A 20,964-nucleotide genomic window follows, 5' to 3' on the forward strand; every position below is an offset into this window, starting at 1 on the left:
AAGGCGCAGAACCAGGCGCGGAACGAAGCGGCGGCACAACGGCGCAAGCCAACCGCCGCCGCCAGCAATCAGAGCGGGATGCGGCGAGGCGCGGCGCAATCAGGCCGCGCGCGACTGACTCAGCGTAAAGGCGAGCAGATCGCCATCCGTCGGTTCGCCCCACGTCTTGCGAGCGAGCCAATCGAAGAAAGCGGTTTCCACAATCTTCGAGTCCAGTCCCCGGCGGCGCCAGTCGTCGCGCATGTGAGCGCCGAGCCCCGGCAATTCTTCTTCCTCGAAAGACTGCCGCGCAATCTCGCGTTCCGACTCGCCCTGCTCGTCGTAGAGCTCGCGCGCTTCCCGGCGGCGATACGCGGAATACTCGCCCAACAGGCGCGCCTTCAGGTCGTCCGCGGGCGCCGCCACCGCAGCCTTCGCGCTGCCGACGGACGGCACGGCTTCGACCGGCGGTGCGTAGCCCTTCTTCAGCGCGTCCTTGAAGAGCGCCGGCGCGCTGCGGACCGGCGGCAACGACGTACTACGCATGCGCTGCTCGGTCATCTGCAGCGCCGCGCGGATACGGTTCTCCTCGCTGTCCGCGTAAAGCGTCTGCGCCTCTTTGAGCGGGATGCCGATCTTGACCATCCGGTCGACCAGCGTGCTGTCGAATACGTTCGGATGCTCATCGAGCGCGAGCATCGGCTGCTTGCGCTCGGTCACGCGGAACTGGATTTCGGCGACGCGCCGGCCTTCGCGGTGCTCGATCAGCTCGACGAAAATGTTCGTGACCGCATTAACCTCGGCAATCGCCGGGCGCAAGTAGTCGCGCTTGAAGTACTTGTACTCGCGCTTCGCTTCGTCGCCGGCTTCCGTGTCGGGCGTGCCCGACAGGATCGGGCGCCACCATTCCCACGATTCGCGCATCGTCAGATGGCTCGGATTAGTCAGATAGCGCACGCAGATTTCGTACAGCGCGAGACCCGCGCTGCTGCGCAACTGGCTCTGGAATTGCAGGCTCAGGCGCGCATACTGGACCGGATCGAGCAGCTTCTTCTTGATCTTCGGCGCGAACGAAAACTCCACCCAGACCCGCCGCGTAGTCGGATCTTCGAGAATTTCGGCGTCGGCGATCAGCGTGGAGATGCCCCACTTGCGGCCGGGCTTCTGGCTGGACGTGCCGGTGCTCCATTCGACCTGAACCGACACCATACGGCGCAGGTGTTCCTTGACGAGCGCGGTGTCGTTGGAATCGAACGCGGAATTGGCGACGATGTCGGACAGCAACGCGCGGTAGGTATCGCCCGATTCGTCGGCCTGTTGTGCAACGGCGAGCAGCACGTTGAACAGCTTGCGCGTCAGCAGCGTGATCTTGCCGCTCTTCGGCTGAATGGCGATCGCCTCGACGGCCTTGCGCAACTCCGCCGAGCTCGGGCTGACTACATCGGTTTTCTTGGCGCGCTTCGTGGCCATGCGTCTGGTCAAGGAGGGATTTGGCGAGAGCATACCGACTGTGGTGATACGCGTCTATAGCGCGACTCTCACCGTTGCGGGTGAAGGCAGTTTACGCGACGCGGCTCACCTCGGGCGACTCCCGAAAACCCTCACCTGACCATTTGACGCGAGATTCCGGCGATCCTTTAGCGTCGCGGCTTGGGAAAAAACCCGCGCTTTTTGTGCGGACGGAAAGGGGAACTCGATGGTCCCGAATCTTCTCACCTTAAAAATTTTTGGGTTTTGGACCGCAACGCTTGTCGTCCACGGTCACGGCGCTGGCAAGCGGGACGCAGACAGATCGACGACGCGAATACTGCGATCTCGGCGGGCAAGCGCACCCTTTACCTATGCGTTCGCGGAGCGCCGCAGCCAACTCAGTCCAGTTGTCCGGCGACGCATGCGATCAGTAGTGCCTGCAGCTTCCCGCAAAAGCTCACCATTAAGTGCGTTCAGCGCTCCGGATGACGCGGGTTCCAGCAACCCAGGCTATCGGTACTGCTTCAAAACAGTCCCGGAAGTCCTCACCTTTGGCATCGGCGATGCGCTGGCGCAGTTGCCAAACCTTCCTCCCGAAAAGCCTCACCTTTCGGCTAACCCAGTAATTTTCCCCTTTGTTGTCAGTGACTTACGTCGAACACAAAAGAATCACCATGCACCGCGCGCGGCTCTGCATCTCCCGTAAAACCTCACCTTAACGCCGAATTGTCTCTGTCCAGGAGCCTTGGTGCAGCGCAAGACGCCCCCGAAAACGCTCACCGTTCAGATCCAACTCGCTCGGGCCTGATGAAGATCAAGCCCCGTCCACAGGACATTTGCGGACCATGAAGTCGGCTGCTTTCCTGCATTCGCTCACCTTTGGGCGAAAAACGCGGCCGAAAATCTCCCGAAAAGCCTCACCTTTGCCTGTCGGCGCCCGGATTTTGACCAGCCGTGGCAAGCCCCTCGTTGCAGGTCCCGTATTTCCTCACCTTTTGCATAGAGCAGTCACCGCTCACCGCCATGTCGTGGCAAAAAGCATCACCAATGCCGCCAACGCTCCCGAAAAAGCTCACCTACGCCAGTCGACTGCACAAAATCAAGGCAAAACAGGCTGCCGATCCCCGTAAAACCTCACCTTGCATCCGCGTTTTCTCCTGTCTTCGCTCACCTCGAGGTTTTTGGACCCCCGAACAGGGGCAAAAACAGCGTGTTGCGACCGTCCTGTAAACACTCACCTTGGCTCCGCCGGCGCGAGAGATCGCTTTCTAGCGCAGCCGGGCGCTCGCGAATGATAAGCTCCCGCAAAATCTCACCTTGTGCCGGCACTCACTGCAAGGACGCTTCCCGAACCCGCTCACAATGTTTCCCGCACCGGCTCACCACTGTCCCCGAACCTCATCACTCGTGCGTCCCGCAGGATCTCACCTGGCTTCCCGGAAAGCTTCACCTTGCCGCCGGGAAATCCTCGCCAGGTAAGGCTTTGCCATGGCGTTAACGTTTTTAACCTAGGTTCAAGGGTGTTTACTTTTATTACTCTCTAGTCTCGAACCCGCGAGTCCTCCGGAAAGAGCCACATCCCCAACCACCTTGCGAAGCTTGCGCATCGTGAAACAGTGCCTAATGAAAGAAAAAGTGGATAATCAGCCGACAGAACAAAGACTTACATGACGTTCTTCGTTTTGTTTCACGGAAAAAACCAGCACGCACGACGCAACGAACAGGAAGCGCAGGCTACCCAGCATAAAAAGGCTCTGCCACAGCCAGTACACAAAAAATCGTAGCGCATGATACGTAACTTGTTATGATTGCTACACTTCACGACTCGCAGAGGCCTAAATGAACCTGGACGACGAACGTCGAGCCCTACGCGAAGAGCTGGATGCGATGCGAACCAAAGGCGCTCGACGGCAAGAACTCTCACTGCACGCCTGCAAGCGGCTGTTCTTCGATCTCGGTATACGTCCGTCGATGGCAGCCGTGCGCGATCTGACCCAGACCGGCAGCGCCAGCGACATCCCGAAAGACATCGACCACTTCTGGGAGCGCATCCGCAACGTCTCGCGTGTGAAGATCGGCGGCGGCGCAATCCCGAAAGCTTTGGAAGAGCGTGCCGGAGAACTCTTGGGCGCACTCTTTGAAGAAGCGGTCGCACAAGCACGCACCTCATTGGATGCCGAGCGCGACGAAGCACGCGCCCAAATCGCCGCGGCCGAGCAGCGTGCGCACGACGCGGAAATCCGCCGCGACGCCTCCGAAGAAGCCATCAAGCGCAGTGAGCAACGGGCGGAAGCCGCGTGGGAACGCATCCGGGCGCTGGAAGCCGAGCTCTCCGCCGTCGCCACGCACGGCACTGCCCATCAGGAAGGACTTCAGGCAGCGGTGCGCCGGCTCGAACACGAAAATCAGACACTTCAGCAACGCGTCGACACTGAGCAGGCGACAAACGCGACGCTGCGCGATCGCATCGACGCCTTACATGTCGAGCTGCGCCAGAGCACCGAGCACTATGCCCAGCAGATCAAGGACGCCGTCGCGGAAGCCGAGCGCCGGGTCAAGCCGATGCTCGTCGAACTGGATTCGTTGCGCAGCATGGCCGCGACCTATCAGTCGGGTGTGCGCGACGCCAGTCGCAAGGAGTTCGAGTTCATTCAGCAACTTGCCGCGGCGAAAGCGCGCGGCGACCGGCTGGATGCGCAACTGCGCGAACAATCCGACGAGATCGACGCGCTGACGAAAGAACTCGCGAGCCTGCGCAGCCAGCAGGGCATCGATCCGGCGATCGGCGGTTTGCTGTACTCGCTCGTGCAAGCCGGCCGTCTCACCAGCGACGAGTTGCGCACGATCGGCACCGCAGCCGATGGCCACGTGAGCTTGCCGTTGCGTTGTCCTAAATGCGAAGAAGGTGAGCCGGAACTGTCGCAAGTCGATCACCAGTTCGAATTGCAATGTCCGGAATGCGATCACTCGTCCGGGCCGGGCGATTCACGGCTGGAAGCCGTGAGCCGGTTTTTGTCGCGCGGCTCTTTGTCCGCTCCGGCCTGAAGCAAGGAGCCCGAGAGCCCGAGAGCCCGAGAGCCCGAGAGCCCGCAAAGGTGAGGAAATTCGGGACCTGAAAAGTGAGAAGTTTCAGGATTCCGCCGAGCCCGCTTTCCTCGTAAAACGCCCGTCGGGGCGAGCTTCGGGCAGGAGCGGCGCGGCCGGATCGGGTTCCTCGGTGACGCGTGAATTCTGCTGTTCCATCCACGTTTGCCACGCGCGATACAGACGATTCGCGGACACGGCCTGAACAAATCCGAGCCATTGTCCGACCAGCTCCGCTTCCACGCCGCTCTCGAACAGATCCGCGGCAAACGTGTTGCGCAAGGTGTGCGGACTGGCGCGCGAGGTGCGCGACGCCGCGATCCCTGACGCCTCCACGAGCGCATCCACTGCGCGAAGCATCGTGGCTTTATGCATCGGCCTGCCGGAGGGCGACGCGGCAAAAACGAGATCGCCAGCGAGCCCGACCAAACGCCGCTCGGCCAGCCAGGCGTCGAGAATCGCGGAAGCGAACGGCGCAAGCCGTGTCCGCCGAACCAGCATGGGATTGGTCGAATCGATCGTGATCCACGGCGAGCCTGGCGTCGCGCAACTAACCGTAAGCGCGGCGGCCTCGCCCGTTTTCAGTCCGCCGCCGAGAAACACCGCGATCAGCGCGCGGTCGCGCCGTTCTTTCCAGCGCTGCGCGCGTGAGAGCGCCTGCACGGGCGAAAACAGATGCGCGATTAGCGCGGCGCGTTCGGCGTGATGAAGGAACCCGGTCGGCTCGTTGTCGCGCGCGTTGCGCCACGCAGCTTCGCCATCCTGAGCGATGAAGCGGGCAGGATTGGTCGACGATGCCTCGACTTCACGCACATGATCCAGCACCCGCTCGATAAGCCGCAGATAGCGTACGCGTTGCGGCTTGCGTATCTCGAGCCCGGCGACGAAATCGGCGATGGTCTGCGTATCGACGGTGACGAGACTCTTTTGGCGCGCCGTTAGCCACTCGAGGAAAAGCCCCCACTGCGCCTGGTACACCTGCGCCGACGAGCGCCTGAAATGCTGCCGGGCGAGCCATGCGTCGAACGCGACTTGCGGATCGCGGCGCCAGTCTTCGCGTTGCTGATCGAACAGATCGGTGGACGATTGGGGACGCGGCACCGGGTCGGACAACTGAGGAGGCGACATGCGCTATCTATCGGTTAGTTGCGCATATTGTAGACGTGGTGCAAGCGCAGCCGGCTTAATCGCCCCAGGCTTGCACTCGCTTGTGGACAGCAGCGCCTTCGGAGGTACGTTGCGCGGCGCGGCGAGCGGCTTCCTCGTAAGCCGAGACAGCAAACGCGAACACGGCGGGCAGCGCGGTCGACATGCCGAAGTCCACGGCCTCGTCAGTCTCGGGATACGGCAAATCCGACGGACGTTGAAACAGACCGAGCATGAGCGCGTCATGCCGGCTGGCAAATCCGAGGTCGGCGAGCGCCTCGGCTTCAATCGCGTGAAGCAGGCGCCAGGTGAGCGGCACTTGCTGCACGATATAGCGCCCGGCGATGTTGCGGACGATACGTTCGAGATCGCGCGCCGCGGTTTGATAGCGCAGCGCAGCCAGAGCGTGGTCGGTCGGGGCGGTTTTCAGGTCGTTCATTATCGGCTCCAGTCGATAGCCTGTACTGTACAAACATACAGTATCCCGCGCAACCTCGCGCAAGCCCCGATTCCGCGTAGACGCCTCTTGCTGCTCGATGCCTCAGCCGTGAATCACCACCAGCAAGGCCTTTGCCTCGCCTTTGCCGGTATTGCGGATAGCGTGCGGCTCATCGGCGACGTAGCGCGCCGTGTCCGCAGCCTTGAGCCGTTTTGTCGTCCCCGCGGCCTCGATTTCAATCGACCCCTGCAGCACCGTGAGATGCTCGCGCGTGCCAGGTTCGTGCGCGTTCGACACGAGCGCACCACCCGCCTGAAGCGTCAACTCGTACCACTCGAATTTGCCGGCCAGCTCGATCGGCCCCCACACGCGCAACTGGTATTTCGCGTCGTGTCCGCTTAACGTAGGAATCTCGTGCGGACCCGCGACGGCGATCGCCTCCGGCGTCTTTTGCGGCGCGAACAGCGAATCCAGGCTCACGCCAAGCGCATTGGTCAGCCGCCAGGCGACTGCGATCGTTGGATTCGCCTTGTCACGCTCGATTTCAGAGAGCATCGATTTCGACACGCCCGCCGCACGCGACAGATCGTCGAGCGTCATGCGCCGCTCGGCGCGCAGGCGCTGAATCTGTTCGCCGACGCGCGGCGGCGCCGCGATTGTCGGAGCCGCGATTGCACTCGGAGTGGGTGCCGCGCCGGCCGCCGCACGGCGAATACCCGAACTTGCCATTTCCTGACCCATCGTTTAGAGTTGTTCGATATACCGGATTTTAGTTCGAAAAAACGAAAATATCCGATAAAACTGACAACCGACTATAGCAGGCCGTTGCCTGTTCGCCCACGTCGGTCTCACCCATTCAGGAGCCCGGTTCATGCGTGACTCATTTCTCGCCCATCTGCGCGGCACGCTCGAGCAGATTCGCGCCGACGGCTTTTACAAGAGCGAGCGCGTTATCGACAGCCCGCAATCGGCCGATATTCGTCTCGCCGACGGCGCCGAAGTACTGAACTTCTGCGCGAACAATTATCTCGGTCTTGCCAACGACGCTCGCCTTATCGAGGCCGCGAAGCAAAGGGCTCGACAACGACGGCTTCGGCATGGCGTCGGTGCGTTTTATTTGCGGCACGCAGACGGTCCATAAGCAACTCGAGCAGGCGCTCGCCGCGTTTCTGCAAACCGACGACTGCATTCTTTACTCAAGCTGTTTCGACGCGAACGGTGGCCTGTTCGAAACGCTGCTCGACGAGAACGACGCAATCATCAGCGACGAGCTGAATCATGCGAGCATCATCGACGGCGTGCGGCTTTCGAAGGCCAAGCGCTTTCGCTACAAGAACAACGATCTCGCGGACCTCGAAGCCAGACTGAAAGAGGCGGACGCGGCCGGCGCACGCTTTAAGCTCATCGCGACAGACGGCGTATTTTCGATGGACGGCATCATCGCCAATCTCGCCGGCATCTGCGATCTGGCCGACCGCTACGGCGCGCTCGTGATGGTCGACGACTCGCACGCCGTCGGCTTTATCGGCGAACACGGACGCGGCACGCCGGAACATTGCGGCGTGCTCTCGCGCGTCGACATCATCACGGGCACGCTCGGCAAGGCACTCGGCGGCGCATCGGGCGGCTATATCGCCGCGCGCAAGGAGATCGTCGAATTGCTGCGTCAGCGCTCGCGCCCGTATCTGTTCTCCAATACGCTGACGCCGAGCATCGCGGCGGCGTCGCTGAAAGTACTCGAACTGCTCGCCAGCGACGAAGGCGCGCAACTACGCGCCCGCGTGCGCGAAAACGGCGCGCACTTTCGCGAGAAGATGAGCGCGCTTGGCTTCACGCTCGTCCCCGGCGAACATCCGATCATTCCCGTGATGCTCGGCGACGCGCAGCTTGCTTCCAGAATGGCCGATGCGCTGTTGAAGGAAGGCGTCTACGTGATCGGCTTTTCATTCCCCGTCGTGCCGAGAGGCCGCGCGCGCATCCGTACGCAAATGAGCGCGGCGCATACGACGGAACAGATCGACCGCGCCGTCGATGCGTTCGCGCGCGTCGGCCGTGAGCTTGGCGTGATCAAGGCGGAGGGCGCATGAAGGCACTCGCAAAACTCGAACGCGCGCCGGGTCTCACGCTGACCGATGTGAAGCTGCCCGAAGTCGGCCATAACGACGTGATGATCCGCATCACGCGCACGGCGATCTGCGGCACGGACATTCACATCTGGAAATGGGACGACTGGGCGCAAAAAACGATTCCGGTGCCGATGCATGTCGGCCACGAATATGTCGGCGAAATCGTGCAAATGGGCGAGGAAGTGCGCGGCTTTTCGATCGGCGATCGCGTGTCGGGCGAAGGCCACATCACTTGCGGCTTCTGTCGCAACTGCCGCGCGGGACGCCGGCATTTGTGCCGCAACACGGTGGGCGTCGGCGTGAATCGCGAGGGCGCGTTCGCCGAGTATCTCGTGATTCCGGCGTTCAACGCGTTCAAGATTCCGCCCGAAATCTCCGACGACCTCGCCGCGATCTTCGATCCGTTCGGCAACGCCACGCACACGGCGCTGTCGTTTAACCTCGTCGGCGAAGATGTGTTGATTACCGGCGCGGGGCCAATCGGCATCATGGCCGTGGCGATTGCGAAGCACGTCGGCGCGCGCAACGTCGTGATTACCGACATCAACGATTACCGGCTCGACCTCGCGCGCAAGATGGGCGCGACGCGCGCGGTGAACGTGTCGCGCGAATCGCTGCGCGACGTGATGGCGGACCTGCACATGGCCGAAGGCTTCGACGTCGGCCTCGAAATGTCCGGCGTGCCGAGCGCTTTTACGAGCATGCTCGAAGCGATGAACCACGGCGGCAAGATCGCGCTGCTCGGTATTCCGCCGGCGCAGACCGCGATCGACTGGACTCAGGTGATTTTCAAAGGCCTCGAAATCAAGGGCATTTACGGCCGCGAGATGTTCGAGACCTGGTACAAGATGGTGGCGATGTTGCAAAGCGGGCTCGACTTGTCGCCGATTCTCACGCATCACTTCAAGGTCGACGATTACCAGCAAGCGTTTGCGACCATGCTCTCCCGGAGAAAGCGGCAAGGTCATTCTCGACTGGACGGCCGCGTAAGCATCACAACGCTTGCCGTCTCACACACGCCCGCGATGCGCTCACGCGCCCGCGGGCGTTTTGCCGAATTCAGCCTGAATTCGTACGTGAATGTCGTCGCCCACTGCGGGATACCACGTCGCGAGGCCAAACTTCGCGCGGCTGAACTGTCCTTCCGCGGAAAAGCCGAGCGTGTCTTTTTTCGTTAGCGGATCTCGCGCGAAACCGTTGAACGTGACATCCAGCGTGACGGGTTGCGTTACACCATGAATGGTCAGATTGCCCGTCAACGTGCCGCGAGATTCGCCGGTGCGCTCGAACTTCGTACTCACGAAACGAATCTCCGGATAGCGCTCCACGTCCAGCAGGCTTGCGCTTTTCACCATCTTGTCGAGCAGCGGCACGTTCGTGTCGATGCTCGCGGCGTCGATTGAAACCGACACGCTGCTTTGCTCGAGACCGCCTTCGTTCCAGTTCAGTTGCCCTTTCTTGCGATCGAAGCGCATGGTGAAGCGCGAATACTTGAAGTGTTCGACGTCGAACGTAATGCTGCAATGATCCAGGTCGAGGTCGTAGCGCCCGACCGGCACGCGCGCTTCGTTCTGGCTGACCGAATGCGTCAGCACTTGCAGCGGCGTGCAGGCCATTGATGTAAGCAGCATTGCGGCGAGTAAAGCGCGTACGGCAATGCTGCGGGCAGTGAACGCATTCATCAAGTGAGTTCCGGTTGTTTGCTGGCAACCAGGATAACAGGTGCCGCGCACGTCGTGCAAAAAGCGGCAAGACTTGACGATGGAGAATGATCGTTCTACCCTTCGCACATGGCTACGGATACTCTCATGGAAAAGGCATCGGCGGCTGGCGCGCGTGAGCGTCTGCTGGACGCTGCCGAAGCGTTGATCTACGCGGGCGGCATTCATGCAACCGGCGTGGACGCGATCGTCAAGCAGTCGGGCACCGCGCGTAAGAGCTTCTACACGCATTTCGAATCGAAAGACGCGCTCGTCGCGGCCGCGCTCGAGCGGCGCGACGAACGCTGGATGAACTGGTTTGTCGAGGGCACGCGGCGGCGCGGCAAGAGCGCGCGCAAACGGCTGCTCGGCATGTTCGACGTATTGCGCGAATGGTTCGCGTCGGAGGACTTTCACGGTTGTGCGTTTCTGAACGCGGCCGGTGAGATCGCTTCGGCGGAAGACCCGATTCGCATCGTCGCCCGCGAGCACAAGGAGCGCTTGCTGGCTTTCGTGCGGACGCAATTTGACGAGTTCATCGCCGAGACACAATTGGACGCGAGGCGCGCCGCGCGTTTGTCGCGGCAATGGCTCGTGTTGCTCGACGGTGCGATCGCCGTTGCGCTTGTGAGCGGCGAGCCCGATGCGGCGCTCGACGCGCAGGCCGTCGCTGTCACCTTGCTTGACGCACAATCAGCCGGCAACGGGAACACGCTCGCACGCAACAAAACTTCAAGCCAACCTTCACGCAAGTCCCCGCCGACGAGGCGACCCGCATCCTGACTGCCCACCTGACCAAAAGCGAGGTATCTCATGACCGATCCGATCGAAACCCGTCCGCCGCTGCCGCCCTTTACGCGCGAAACCGCCATCCAGAAAGTTCGCGCCGCGGAAGACGGTTGGAACACGCGCGACCCCGAACGTGTGTCGCTCGCCTATACGCAGGACAGCGTGTGGCGCAATCGCGCGGAATTCACACATGGCCGCGCGGAAATCGTCGGCTTACTGCGCCGCAAATGGGCGAAGGAACTCGACTATCGCTTGATCAAGGAACTGTGGGCGTTCACCGATAACCGCATCGCCGTGCGCTTTGCCTACGAATGGCACGACGATTCCAACAACTGGTTCCGCTCGTATGGCAACGAGAACTGGGAGTTCGACGAGCATGGATTGATGGCGCGCCGTCACGCCAGCATCAACGATCTGCCGATCCGCGAAGCGGACCGTCTGTATCACTGGCCGCTCGGCCGCCGTCCCGACGATCACCCTGGCCTTTCCGACCTCGGTCTATAAACACTCTGCCTGCAACGTGAAAACGCGTGAAAATGCGGCGCGCGTCTTCACCGCTTTGCCATCGGTCCTCCATTAGAGTTGTGTTGACGCTTGCCGGCACGTCTTGTGCCCGCAAGCCCGAGTGCGTCTTCAACATCGCGCGAGTGGCTTGCGGTACAGTGCGCGACGGGCGGCACGCACCGATATGAGAACAGCATCGCGCCGGCGTTCGACTGGCGATGGAGAGGACATGCATCTTCGGCAGATTAGCAGGCGGATGACCACGCAAATCGGCAGGCAAATCAGCCAGCACAAAAGCCAGCACAAAAGCCAGCACACCGGCCAGCATACCGGCCAGTTCAAAACGCACCTTTGCCGCGTATTGTTCGCGCTTGCCGCGAGCGCCGCAGGCACCTCCGCGGCGCATGCGGGCAACTGGTGCGAGGGCGGCGTATGGGTCGACGCGATGCTCGGCTCGTATCACATCAATCCCGACCCAGACAAACACTTCGAGCAGTTCAACCCCGGCCTCGGCGTCGAATGCTGGCTCAACAATCAATGGGCGCTGACGGCGGGCGGCTTTCGCAATTCACTGCGCCGGCCGTCGTATTACGGCGGCGGCGTCTGGTCGCCGGATTTTCTGCACTGGGGCATTGTCCGCATAGCGGCGATGGGCGGCATCATCTCCGGCTATAACTATGGCAACTGGGGACTCGGCCGCGATCACACGATCGGACCCGTGCTCGCGCCGCTCATCATGGTCGAATACAAGCGTGTCGGCGCGAACTTCATCGTGATTCCGCCGATCCCTTCCGACGATCTTCCCTTCACCATCGGCTTTCAGGTGAAGGTCAAGTTTTAGTGCTTATTCACCTTTCAGTGAGCGCCGCTTTCAGTGAGTCCCACTCCCCGAGACATCGTCCGGGAAAAAGCCCAAGAAGGTAGCGCCCTTTGCTTCCCAAGCCGACGTTCTCGATACGACCGCATCAACTGAATCCAATGCGTTCGCCGTCTCACTTCGGTTCGAGACAAATTGCCAGGAACTTGCCGTGGCCGTCTTGACCATTTGCGCCGACTCAAGAGCGCTTAAGAGACTGGATCGGTCTGGCGTGTGAACAACGAACCCTTCGTTGCTCAAGGCCGCACGGCTGATTCCGAGCGTTGTGCAGAGGGCGGCTTTCGACCAGACATCGGCAGCATCCGTGTTGCGCGACTCAGCGACTAGCGCGGCGATCTGCGCGTCGACAATTTGTCCTTGACGCAACAGTGGCGAGCTCGCACCCGTCCAGGCCTCCGGCGGACACGCTTTCTGCGCTGGGTCCATGGAAATGAACGGGTTAATTTCCGCAGGATAAATGCGGCATACCAGAGGCCGACTCTCGTAAGCGCCGCATCGCATGTCTTCTTGCAGGTTCGGACATGGACCATCGAATGCTGCAACGATGACAACGACCACTCGTACGGGCAGAGAACCGCTTGTAGCCGCAAACGAGCGCCGGCGCTTATGTGCCGCGACCAGATTGTCTTCCGGCGGCTCTTCCGGCCACGGCAGCGCTTCAACAAATAGCTGAACGTCGTGGCCTCGCTTGAGCCACGCGATTGCTTCGGATACGGTCAGCGGCAACCGAAGGTTGTGACAACATTTGCCGCACATCGTGCAGTCGAAGTCGATATCCATCCGTCAAGCTCCTTTGGCCAAATCATTCTTCCCGTGTTGCGTTTGATAGTTCGGACGTTGTCGCGCTATCCAGCACGGGTGATGTTGGGCTTAGTCGGGGCTGCACCAAAAACCTGACACTGCTTTTCAAAAAAATTGTTATGCGGTGGCATCACGGCAATAGCCGACGCAAAAACGCTTCGCGAGAGCCTGTCACGGCTCTCCAGTATCATTGCACCCTTCCACCATCCCCACCGCCCTGGAGCCTCTCGTGCCCGCGCGTTTGTTCCGCTCCGCGAAAGCCGACCGTAACCGTTTCATTGCGCTCTACATCAGCATGGCCATTGGCTTGCTCGTCGCAGCCGGTCTGTTCGTGTACGAAGCGAAGATCATTGTCGCCGACGGTCTGCGCGACGAGGAAGCGTTCGCCGTGCTCGGCGCCGCGAATCGCGTGCTGCACGATCTCGAGAACGCGGAGACCGGCCAGCGCGGCTATCTGCTCACCGGCGACGAGGCCTACCTCGTGCCCTATCGCCAGGGCATTCGCGATCTCGACGACACCGTTTTGCGTTTGCAGCAGACAGCAGGCAGCGACGAAAAATCGCTCGAACTCGTGCGCCGTGTCGAGCATGCGAAGACCGACAAGGTGGTCGAACTCGCGCGCACGATCGAACTGGCTCGCAGCGGGAATCGTGCGGCCGCCATCCAGCTCGTGCAGACCAACGAAGGCAAGGCGTATATGGATGGCCTGCGCCAGGACCTCGGCGAACTGCTGAACGAGTGGCGCGAAAGGCGCAAGGTCGCCACGCAGGATGCGCATCGGCGCCTCGTGTTCGGAAGCGCCGCGCTCGTTGCCATTGCCGTGCTCGTGTGCTGCCTGATGGGTTACACGGTGTATGTCCAGCGTCGTGCGTTCGCGAGGGTGCACGCGTATTCGAACATGCTCGATCAACAGGCCGCGCAGGATACGCTGACGGGACTTCCGAACCGCCGCCGGCTGCTGTCCGCCATCGACGCGCTCTCGGGCAACGAGGCCGAGTCGCGCCGAATCGCGCTTCTGTACCTCGACATAGACGGCTTCAAGAAGGTCAACGACGCGATGGGCCATAGCGCCGGCGACGTGTTGCTGCGTCGGCTTGCAGAATCGCTGCGGGCCGCGACGCGGCAGAGCGACATGCTCGCTCGTGTCGGCGGCGATGAGTTCGTGCTGCTCGCAACCGATTGCGGCGACGACGCCCAATTGCGGGAACTCGCCGAGCGCCTTGTCTCAGGTGTGCGAGCAATCGGCGACAAAGAGTACGGTGGCCGTTTTGCGATTTGGCGTGAGTATCGGCATCGCCACGTTTCCCGACAGAGTGCAGAGCATCGCGGGCTTGCTCGACGTCGCCGATGCCGCCATGTACGCGGCCAAACGCAGCGGGCGTTCGACCTATAGCTTCGGCAATTCGCCGGCTGCGGGGCTGTCGAATGTCATCAAGCTGACGCGATAACGTATCGCGTGAGTCCGCACGTTGCTTGCGGATATCGCCAAAGGTGAGCCGTTCCAGGATGGTGAGGAATTCCAGGAGACGGCATCACCATCGACGTCTTCAATGCAAAGGTGAGATGTTCCAGGAGATGACGCGACGCCTGCAATGGTGAGTCGTCCCAGGATTCACGCCGCACCTTTGCTGCATTTCACCCGACAGCGTGCGTAAAGGTGAGGAGTTCCAGGAGGTCGCCGCAAAGGTGAGGAGTTCCAGGAGGTCGCCGCAAAGGTGAGATCGTGGAGGAGTCCAGTACTGTGCGCGACGAAGTGGCTGGTTTTCTTTCGGAACCGGAACGGTCTCGGCATCGACATGAGCGATGCATGGCAAAGCATCAAGGTCGTTGATCAGCGACGTAGACACGCCGGATATAGCCGGCCTCACGATGGTCGAAAAAATTCGCGGGAGCTCGCGAACAAGACCGTCAACGTCATCATGCTCACAACCGAAAGCAGCCCGGCAATGAAAGAACGCCGCAAGGCTGCGGGCGTCAAGCGCTCGATCGTGAAGCCGTTCAAGGGCGACGCGGTGCTGGAGACGTTTTATAAGCTCGCGAACTGACCCTTGCGCGCCACGCCTCAAAGGTGAGGGTTTTCGGGAGCGGTTCGGCGCGTGAGTTCCGCGCTTGATTCGCACGCATTATCGTCGCGGAAATGGGCGAAATCCGCTAAATGTCCGCCTGGTGCGGAGGCCAAAGCTGTGTCGTCCCGGGGCTTCATCCGCTCTAAGGTGAGGGAATTCGGGAGCACTTCGACGCTGCGGCGATCCGTGAGCGAGTGCAGCGCGTGTGGCTCACCGTCCATATCGAGTCGGACGGTTCGCGGTTTGCGAGTCGTTTTGTCACCGCACCGCACGTCAACGTCTTACCTGGGTATCCCGATCATTCGCGTGCTTCTAAAGGTGAGAGTTTTCGGGATTCGCCTGTTCTGACGCCTTCGGCCCACGCCCAGCATGGCTTTGCGGGCGGTCCGCAAGCGCTTAAGGTGAGGGTTTTCGGGAGTTGTGAAACTGCTCCCTCCTGCCGGCCTTCGACTGCTGTGTGCCAAAGGTGAGGATTTTCGGGAGCCCGCTGTTCTGGGCGCAGGTGGCGATGCAAGCCGCAGCAGCAGCGCGGTAAAACCACTGCATATCAAGCGCAATTCGCGCGACGCGCCGCTGCAAAAAGCACACGAATCATCGCCGCCCGCGCCCAAAGGTGAGACTTTTCAGGAGCCGCGATAGTGACTGTGCACCCCAGCGCATCAACAGCGCATCACGCCCGCTTCCCAACCTCGCGAATATCGGCCACCGGCGTTTCGCCGAATGCATCGCTGAACGCATAGTCGAGCAACTGAGCCGCGGCTTGCTCGGGCGTCGAAAGCTGACCGTTGCGCTTCAAGTCCTCGAACTTCTCACGCATTGGAAACTGTTCGACGCCGGTGCTGCGAATCTCCGCCTGCATGTTCGTATCGATGACGCCCGGCGCGAGACTGCAAATACGCAGCGCGCGAGTGGCATCGAGTGCGACGGCGCGCGCATGATGGTCCAGCGCGGCCTTCGTCGCGCAGTAGATGCTCCAGCCGGCGTAAGCGTTGCGCGCCGCGCCGCTCGAAATATGCATGATGCGCCGGTCGCTTACGTTGGAGCTTGCCGCGGCTAGCGCGCTTGCGAGCATCAGCGGCGTCGCGACGTTCAGGCTCACTGCGCTGGCAATGGCCGCTGCGTCCTGCGCGTCGATCGGACCGATCGGCTGCACCATGCCCGCGTTGTTGATCAGCAGCACAGTCTTCGCGCCGCTGACGAACGCGCGCAGTGCATCGGTCGCCGTCCATTGCGCAACACGCGACGTATCGGCGAGTTCGAGTTCAACTTCATCGAGCAGCGCGGGAAAGCGCTGTTTGAGCGACGCATGACGCGAGCGTGAGAGACCGAGCACCGCGACATCGCGCTCAAGCAGTTGCGTGGCGAGCGCCGCACCGAGGCCGCGCGTATGGCCGGTGACGATCGCGCGAATGGGAGAAGAGGGATTCATGTCGTTCCTTGAAGATAGCTCATGCAGGCCGTTATCTTCTCACGCATGTTTCGCACGCGCAGCGGCGCCGCTCGCGCGCTTTCAGGCCGCGCGAAAGCGCTCGCGGTATTGCATCGGCGTGACGCCGATTCTCTTCACGAAGACGATCCGCATGCGATCCGCGGTGCCGAAACCGCAATCGTAGGCAATCGCTTTCAGCGCCGCGCCGCTGCTTTCCAGCAGCTTGCGCGCCGCATCGACACGCGCGCGCTCGACGAATTCATGCGGCGTCACGCCGGTTTCCTGCACGAACACGCGCGCGAAATTGCGTGAGCTCATGCCGGCGACATCGGCGAGTTGCTTGACTGTAAAACTCTCGTGAATGCGCTCCATCACATGCGCCTGGACTTTTGCAACCGGCGATGTTTCGTCGACGGGCGCCGTGAGATACGGACTGAATTGCGACTGTCCGCCCTGGCGCTGTGCGAACACGACGAGCCGCTTTGCCACCGCGAGCGCGATATGCGCACCGTGATCTTCGGCGACGAGCGCAAGCGACAGATCGATACCCGCAGTCACGCCCGCGGAAGTGACCAGTTGCCCGTCGCGCAGATAAATGCGGTCGTAGTCGACGCGCGCTTTCGGAAACTGCGCGGCGAGTTGGGCCGCGTGCTGCCAATGCGTCGTGACGTTGCGCGCGTCGAGCAGACCGGCATGGCCGAGCGCGAAAGCGCCCGTGCAGATGGAGCCGTAACGGCCGCATTGCGGCGCGATGTTGGTCAACCAGTCGAGCAACGACGCCTCGGGCGGAGCGCCTTCGGGGAGCGCGGGGCCGCCCGCGACTAACGCGAGGTCGAACGGTTTGCGAGCGCGCGCGAACACGGCGTCGGCGATCAGCGTCATGCCATTGGACGCGCGCAGCGGTGCTTGTTGCGCGCTCAGAAGCGTGACCTCGTAGCGCGCGTCCGGCGCGATGAAGCGGTTCGCTTCTGAGAAGACGTCGACGGGACCGGCGACGTCGAGCGCCTGCACGCCAGCAAAGATCGCGATCGCGACGGTGGGCATCGAATGATTCCTTTCACGATAAGCAAACCGCGGCAGTGAACGCGGTGCGATGGGCAGCGTTCGACGGCCTCGCGCGATTGTCGGGGAAAACGCGGTGGCCCAGCATACCAAACGCGCTTTGACGCTGCACGGCGAGGCCAAACAGCCTCGCATACTCGTCGCGCAAGCAATGATTCACGCGCCGCATATGGGATGATTAGCCACTGACCGAACTTCCGGCGCCGCGTCATGGTGATTAAAAACCTTCTCCGCAAGCTCGACCTGACCACGCTTCAACTGTTCCTCGCCGTCTACGAGGAAGGCACGCTCACGCGTGCCGCGGAGCGCGAGGCCATTGCCGTCTCCGCTGCGAGCAAGCGGCTGCTCGAACTGGAACAGGCCGTGGGTGCGACGCTCTTTCAACGCAACGCGCGCGGCATGACGCTCACGCCGGCCGGCGAAACGCTGCTGCATCATGCGCGGCGCGTGATGCGCGACATCGAAAACATCGGCATCGAACTGGCTGGCCATGCGAGCGGCGTACGCGGCTATGTACGGATGATGGCGAACCTGTCTGCCATCGTCGAATTTTTGCCTGAAGATTTGCGCGCGTTCCAGTTGCTGCATGAGCGCGTGAAGCTCGACCTCGAAGAGCGGCCCAGCGGCGGCGTGGTCGAAGCGGTGGACGATAGCCTCGCGGATCTCGGCATCTGTTCCGCCGATGCCGACACGCGCGAGCTGCACGTCGAGCACTATCGCCGCGATTCGCTGGTGCTCGTGATGCGCGACGATCATCCGCTCGCCGCGCGCACGAGCGTGGCGTTTGCCGAAACGCTCGACGGCGATCACGTCGGTCTGCACGCCGCGAGTTCGATCAATGCGCGAACGCATATCGCCGCGCGCGTCGCCGGCAAGCCGTTGCGATTGCGCATCCACGTGCCGGGCTTCGACGCCGTTTGCCGGATGGTGCAGGCGGGCATGGGCGTCGGCGTGTTGCCGCGCAAAGTCTATGAACTCATGGGACGGCCGCTCGGGCTTGTCGGCGCGCCGCTCGAAGACGACTGGTCGGAGCGCAGCCTCGTGCTGGTCGTGCGCGATGTCGATGCGCTCTCGCCCGTGAGCCGTTTGCTGTTCGATCATCTGCGTTCGATAGAAGCCTCCGAAGCCACGCAAACGCCGGCGGCATGAATCTGCGCCGCGCTTGAGCGTTCGTCGTTCGCGAACGGTCGTTGGCGAATTGCGGTTGGACGCGGCCGCCGCACGCCTGCAAGCTGTCTCCCAAGAGAAAACCACTTCGGAGACAGCACATGGGTGGACCCCTTCAAGGTATCCGCGTCGTTGAAATCGGAACGCTGATCGCCGCGCCGTTTGCCGCGCGCCTGATGGCCGAGTTCGGCGCGGACGTCGTCAAGATCGAAGCGCCGCAAACCGGCGACCCGCTGCGCAAATGGCGCAAGCTGCACGAAGGCACGTCGCTCTGGTGGTATCTGCAGTCGCGCAACAAGAAGTCGGTGTGCGTGAATCTGAAGTCGCCGGAGGGCGTCGAGATCGTGAAGCGGCTCGCGGCCGAGGCCGATGTCGTCATCGAAAACCTGCGTCCTGGTGCGCTCGAAAAGCTCGGCATCGGCTGGGACGTGCTGCACGCGATCAATCCCAAACTGACGATGGTGCGTATCTCCGGTTATGGCCAGTCGGGCCCATACCGCGACCGTCCGGGCTTCGGCGCAATCGGCGAAGCGATGGGCGGCATTCGCTACACGACGGGCGAGGTGGACGGCGCGCCGGCGCGCGTCGGCGTGAGTCTCGGCGATTCGCTCGCGTCGCTGCATGGCGTGATCGGCGCGTTGATGTCGCTGCTGCGTGTGAAGACAGGGCAGGGCGACGGGCAAGTGGTCGACGTGTCGCTCGTCGAAAGCGTTTTCAATCTGATGGAAAGTCTCGTCCCCGAATACGATCTGCTCGGCCACGTTCGCGAGCGAAGCGGCGGGGCGCTGCCTGGCATCGCGCCGTCCAACACCTATCCCACCGAAGACGACGGCTATGTCGTGATCGCCGGCAACAGCGATCCGATTTTCCGGCGCCTCATGCAGGTGATCGGCCGCGCCGACCTCGCCGACGATCCCGCGCTCGCGCACAACGACGGCCGCGCCAAACACTGCGCGATGCTCGACGAGGCGATCGCCGCATGGACCTCGCATCATTCCACCGACGACGTGCTGGCCGCGCTCGAACGCGCTGAAGTGCCGGCGGGGCGCATCTATTCCGTCGCGGACATCGTCGCCGATCCGCACTACCAGGCGCGCGACATGTTGTTGCAGGCACAACTGCCGGGCGGCGCCTCGGTGAAGATGCCGGGCATCGTGCCGAAGCTGTCGGAGACGCCAGGCGAAGTGCGCTGGCAAGGCCCCGCGCTCGGTGAACATACGGGAAGCGTGCTGAGCGAACTCGGCTTCGCGAGTGAAGAGATCGAGCGGCTGCGCCGCGAAGGAGCCGTGCAATGACACATGCAACGACACATGCAACGAACGGTGCAACGAACCGCGAATTGAACTCACAAGTCGCCGACAAGCTCATCGTGCAGGAAGTCGCGCCGCGCGACGGCTTGCAGATCGAACCGACGTGGGTCGACACCGCCGACAAAATCCAATTGATCAACGCGCTCTCGACGGCGGGCTTCACGCGCATCGAGGCCGGCTCGTTCGTATCGCCGAAAGCCATTCCTGCGTTGCGCGACGGCGAGGCCGTGTTCCAGCAGATCGAGCGGCGCGCGGGCGTGATCTACGTCGCGCTCGTGCCGAATCTCAAGGGCGCCGAGCGCGCGCTCGCCGCGAAGGCGGACGAACTGAATCTCGTGATGTCCGCGAGTCAGACGCACAACCGCGCCAACATGCGCATGAGCTGCGAGTCGTCGCTGGCGGCGTTTGGCGACATCGTGCGTCACGTGAAGGGCGCGGGCGTGCTGTTGAACGCATCCGTCGCGACGGCGTTCGGCTGTCCGTTCGAAGGCACGATCGACGAGGACCGCGTGGTCAGCATTGTCGGTACGTACCGCGAGATGGGCATTGAGGGCATCACGCTCGCCGATACGACGGGCATGGCTAATCCGCGCCAGGTGACGCGGCTCGTCGAGCGAGTGCTGCAACGCGTGCCGTCGTCGGCGCTCACGCTGCATTTTCACAATACACGCGGACTCGGGCTCGCCAATGTGCTGGCCGCCTACGAAGCCGGCGCGCGGCGCTTCGACGCCGCGTTGGGCGGTCTCGGCGGATGCCCGTTTGCGCCCGGTGCGTCGGGCAACATCTGCACTGAGGACCTCGTGAATCTGTGCGACGAAATGGGTATTCCCACGGGAATCGACCTCGAGAAACTGCTCGCGCTGTCGCGAGCGTTGCCGGCTTTGCTGGGCCACGACGTGCCCGGGCAAGTGGCGAAGGCGGGGCGCAATCGTGACCTGCATCCCGTGCCGGACTACGTGCTGCAAATCTGACTTTCCCTGATCCACTAAACGACCGGACGGCGCAGCCGAATCCG

16 protein-coding genes and 4 pseudogenes are annotated in these 20,964 nt (G+C 62.2%); 12 read left to right on the plus strand and 8 right to left on the minus strand.

Going from position 1 to position 20,964, the window contains the following annotated elements:
• Positions 1-99: 99 nt before the first annotated feature.
• The gene (locus tag ABIE53_RS22670) at positions 100-1,449 is read right to left on the minus strand and encodes a replication initiation protein (protein ID WP_114157863.1); all 1,350 of its coding nucleotides are present in this window, start codon (positions 1,447-1,449) and stop codon (positions 100-102) included.
• A gap of 1,839 nt (positions 1,450-3,288) precedes the next feature.
• Between ABIE53_RS22670 and ABIE53_RS22675 the strand changes: the two genes are divergently transcribed.
• Positions 3,289-4,494, plus strand: coding sequence for a DNA-binding protein (locus tag ABIE53_RS22675; protein ID WP_192699527.1), 1,206 nt, complete (start codon positions 3,289-3,291; stop codon positions 4,492-4,494).
• Positions 4,495-4,578: 84 nt separating this feature from the next.
• Here the strand turns inward: ABIE53_RS22675 and ABIE53_RS22680 are convergent, their stop codons facing one another.
• The 3 genes from ABIE53_RS22680 to ABIE53_RS22690 form a co-directional block, all read right to left on the minus strand.
• Positions 4,579-5,661 carry a tyrosine-type recombinase/integrase gene (locus ABIE53_RS22680; protein ID WP_192699526.1) on the minus strand — a complete coding sequence of 361 codons (1,083 nt, stop codon included), beginning with the start codon at positions 5,659-5,661 and terminating at the stop codon, positions 4,579-4,581.
• A 55-nt stretch (positions 5,662-5,716) separates the two neighbouring features.
• Complete coding sequence (locus ABIE53_RS22685) at positions 5,717-6,118, minus strand: DUF2471 family protein (RefSeq protein WP_029967289.1); 402 nt, start codon at positions 6,116-6,118, stop codon at positions 5,717-5,719.
• Positions 6,119-6,220: 102 nt separating this feature from the next.
• Positions 6,221-6,859, minus strand: coding sequence for a helix-turn-helix domain-containing protein (locus tag ABIE53_RS22690; RefSeq protein WP_192699525.1), 639 nt, complete (start codon positions 6,857-6,859; stop codon positions 6,221-6,223).
• A 130-nt stretch (positions 6,860-6,989) separates the two neighbouring features.
• On the opposite strand from ABIE53_RS22690, the pseudogene ABIE53_RS22695 reads away from it, so the two are divergent.
• Together ABIE53_RS22695 and tdh are read left to right on the plus strand one after the other, a co-directional pair.
• Positions 6,990-8,205, plus strand: a pseudogene (locus tag ABIE53_RS22695) (glycine C-acetyltransferase).
• Positions 8,202-9,234: pseudogene (gene tdh / locus ABIE53_RS22700) on the plus strand (L-threonine 3-dehydrogenase). The pseudogenes ABIE53_RS22695 and tdh overlap by 4 nt, the downstream one beginning before the upstream one ends.
• Before the next feature lie 41 nt (positions 9,235-9,275).
• Here the strand turns inward: tdh and ABIE53_RS22705 are convergent.
• Positions 9,276-9,926, minus strand: coding sequence for a YceI family protein (locus ABIE53_RS22705; RefSeq protein ID WP_029967296.1), 651 nt, complete (start codon positions 9,924-9,926; stop codon positions 9,276-9,278).
• A gap of 108 nt (positions 9,927-10,034) precedes the next feature.
• On the opposite strand from ABIE53_RS22705, the gene ABIE53_RS22710 reads away from it, so the two are divergent.
• The 3 genes from ABIE53_RS22710 (at position 10,035) to ABIE53_RS22720 (ending at position 12,078) form a co-directional block, all read left to right on the plus strand.
• Positions 10,035-10,727 carry a TetR/AcrR family transcriptional regulator gene (locus tag ABIE53_RS22710; protein ID WP_192699523.1) on the plus strand — a complete coding sequence of 231 codons (693 nt, stop codon included), beginning with the start codon at positions 10,035-10,037 and terminating at the stop codon, positions 10,725-10,727.
• A gap of 30 nt (positions 10,728-10,757) precedes the next feature.
• Positions 10,758-11,237, plus strand: coding sequence for a nuclear transport factor 2 family protein (locus ABIE53_RS22715; RefSeq protein ID WP_006047470.1), 480 nt, complete (start codon positions 10,758-10,760; stop codon positions 11,235-11,237).
• A gap of 256 nt (positions 11,238-11,493) precedes the next feature.
• Positions 11,494-12,078 carry a hypothetical protein gene (locus ABIE53_RS22720; RefSeq protein ID WP_374710218.1) on the plus strand — a complete coding sequence of 195 codons (585 nt, stop codon included), beginning with the start codon at positions 11,494-11,496 and terminating at the stop codon, positions 12,076-12,078.
• 30 nt (positions 12,079-12,108) lie between these two features.
• On the opposite strand, the gene ABIE53_RS22725 is transcribed toward ABIE53_RS22720, so the two are convergent.
• The gene (locus tag ABIE53_RS22725) at positions 12,109-12,894 is read right to left on the minus strand and encodes a YkgJ family cysteine cluster protein (RefSeq protein WP_192699521.1); all 786 of its coding nucleotides are present in this window, start codon (positions 12,892-12,894) and stop codon (positions 12,109-12,111) included.
• Between the two features lie 316 nt (positions 12,895-13,210).
• On the opposite strand from ABIE53_RS22725, the pseudogene ABIE53_RS22730 reads away from it, so the two are divergent.
• From ABIE53_RS22730 to ABIE53_RS22740, 3 genes and pseudogenes are all read left to right on the plus strand, one after another.
• Positions 13,211-14,089, plus strand: a pseudogene (locus ABIE53_RS22730) (CHASE3 domain-containing protein); the annotation flags it as partial.
• Positions 14,070-14,363: a diguanylate cyclase domain-containing protein gene (locus ABIE53_RS22735; RefSeq protein WP_376916090.1), complete on the plus strand. Its 294-nt coding sequence runs from the start codon at positions 14,070-14,072 to the stop codon at positions 14,361-14,363. The pseudogene ABIE53_RS22730 and the gene ABIE53_RS22735, both read left to right, overlap by 20 nt.
• Before the next feature lie 272 nt (positions 14,364-14,635).
• A pseudogene (locus ABIE53_RS22740) lies at positions 14,636-14,960 on the plus strand (response regulator).
• Between the two features lie 691 nt (positions 14,961-15,651).
• On the opposite strand, the gene ABIE53_RS22745 reads toward ABIE53_RS22740, so the two are convergent.
• Together ABIE53_RS22745 and ABIE53_RS22750 are read right to left on the minus strand one after the other, a co-directional pair.
• Positions 15,652-16,410 carry an SDR family oxidoreductase gene (locus tag ABIE53_RS22745; protein ID WP_192699520.1) on the minus strand — a complete coding sequence of 253 codons (759 nt, stop codon included), beginning with the start codon at positions 16,408-16,410 and terminating at the stop codon, positions 15,652-15,654.
• An 81-nt stretch (positions 16,411-16,491) separates the two neighbouring features.
• Complete coding sequence (locus tag ABIE53_RS22750; protein ID WP_029967308.1) at positions 16,492-17,454, minus strand: GlxA family transcriptional regulator; 963 nt, start codon at positions 17,452-17,454, stop codon at positions 16,492-16,494.
• A gap of 228 nt (positions 17,455-17,682) precedes the next feature.
• Between ABIE53_RS22750 and ABIE53_RS22755 the strand changes: the two genes are divergently transcribed.
• The 3 genes from ABIE53_RS22755 to ABIE53_RS22765 all read left to right on the plus strand — a co-directional run bounded on the left by ABIE53_RS22755 (position 17,683) and on the right by ABIE53_RS22765 (position 20,920).
• Positions 17,683-18,621, plus strand: a complete 939-nt coding sequence (locus ABIE53_RS22755; RefSeq protein ID WP_006047476.1) for a LysR family transcriptional regulator — start codon at positions 17,683-17,685, stop codon at positions 18,619-18,621.
• A gap of 119 nt (positions 18,622-18,740) precedes the next feature.
• Positions 18,741-19,934, plus strand: a complete 1,194-nt coding sequence (locus tag ABIE53_RS22760; RefSeq protein WP_006047477.1) for a CaiB/BaiF CoA transferase family protein — start codon at positions 18,741-18,743, stop codon at positions 19,932-19,934.
• Complete coding sequence (locus ABIE53_RS22765) at positions 19,931-20,920, plus strand: hydroxymethylglutaryl-CoA lyase (RefSeq protein WP_310075607.1); 990 nt, start codon at positions 19,931-19,933, stop codon at positions 20,918-20,920. The genes ABIE53_RS22760 and ABIE53_RS22765 overlap by 4 nt, the downstream gene beginning before the upstream one ends.
• Positions 20,921-20,964: the final 44 nt, after the last annotated feature.

Origin of the sequence: Paraburkholderia sp. OAS925 (genome assembly GCF_040543975.1) — a bacterium.
GTDB classification, from domain to species: Bacteria; Pseudomonadota; Gammaproteobacteria; order Burkholderiales; family Burkholderiaceae; genus Paraburkholderia; species Paraburkholderia graminis.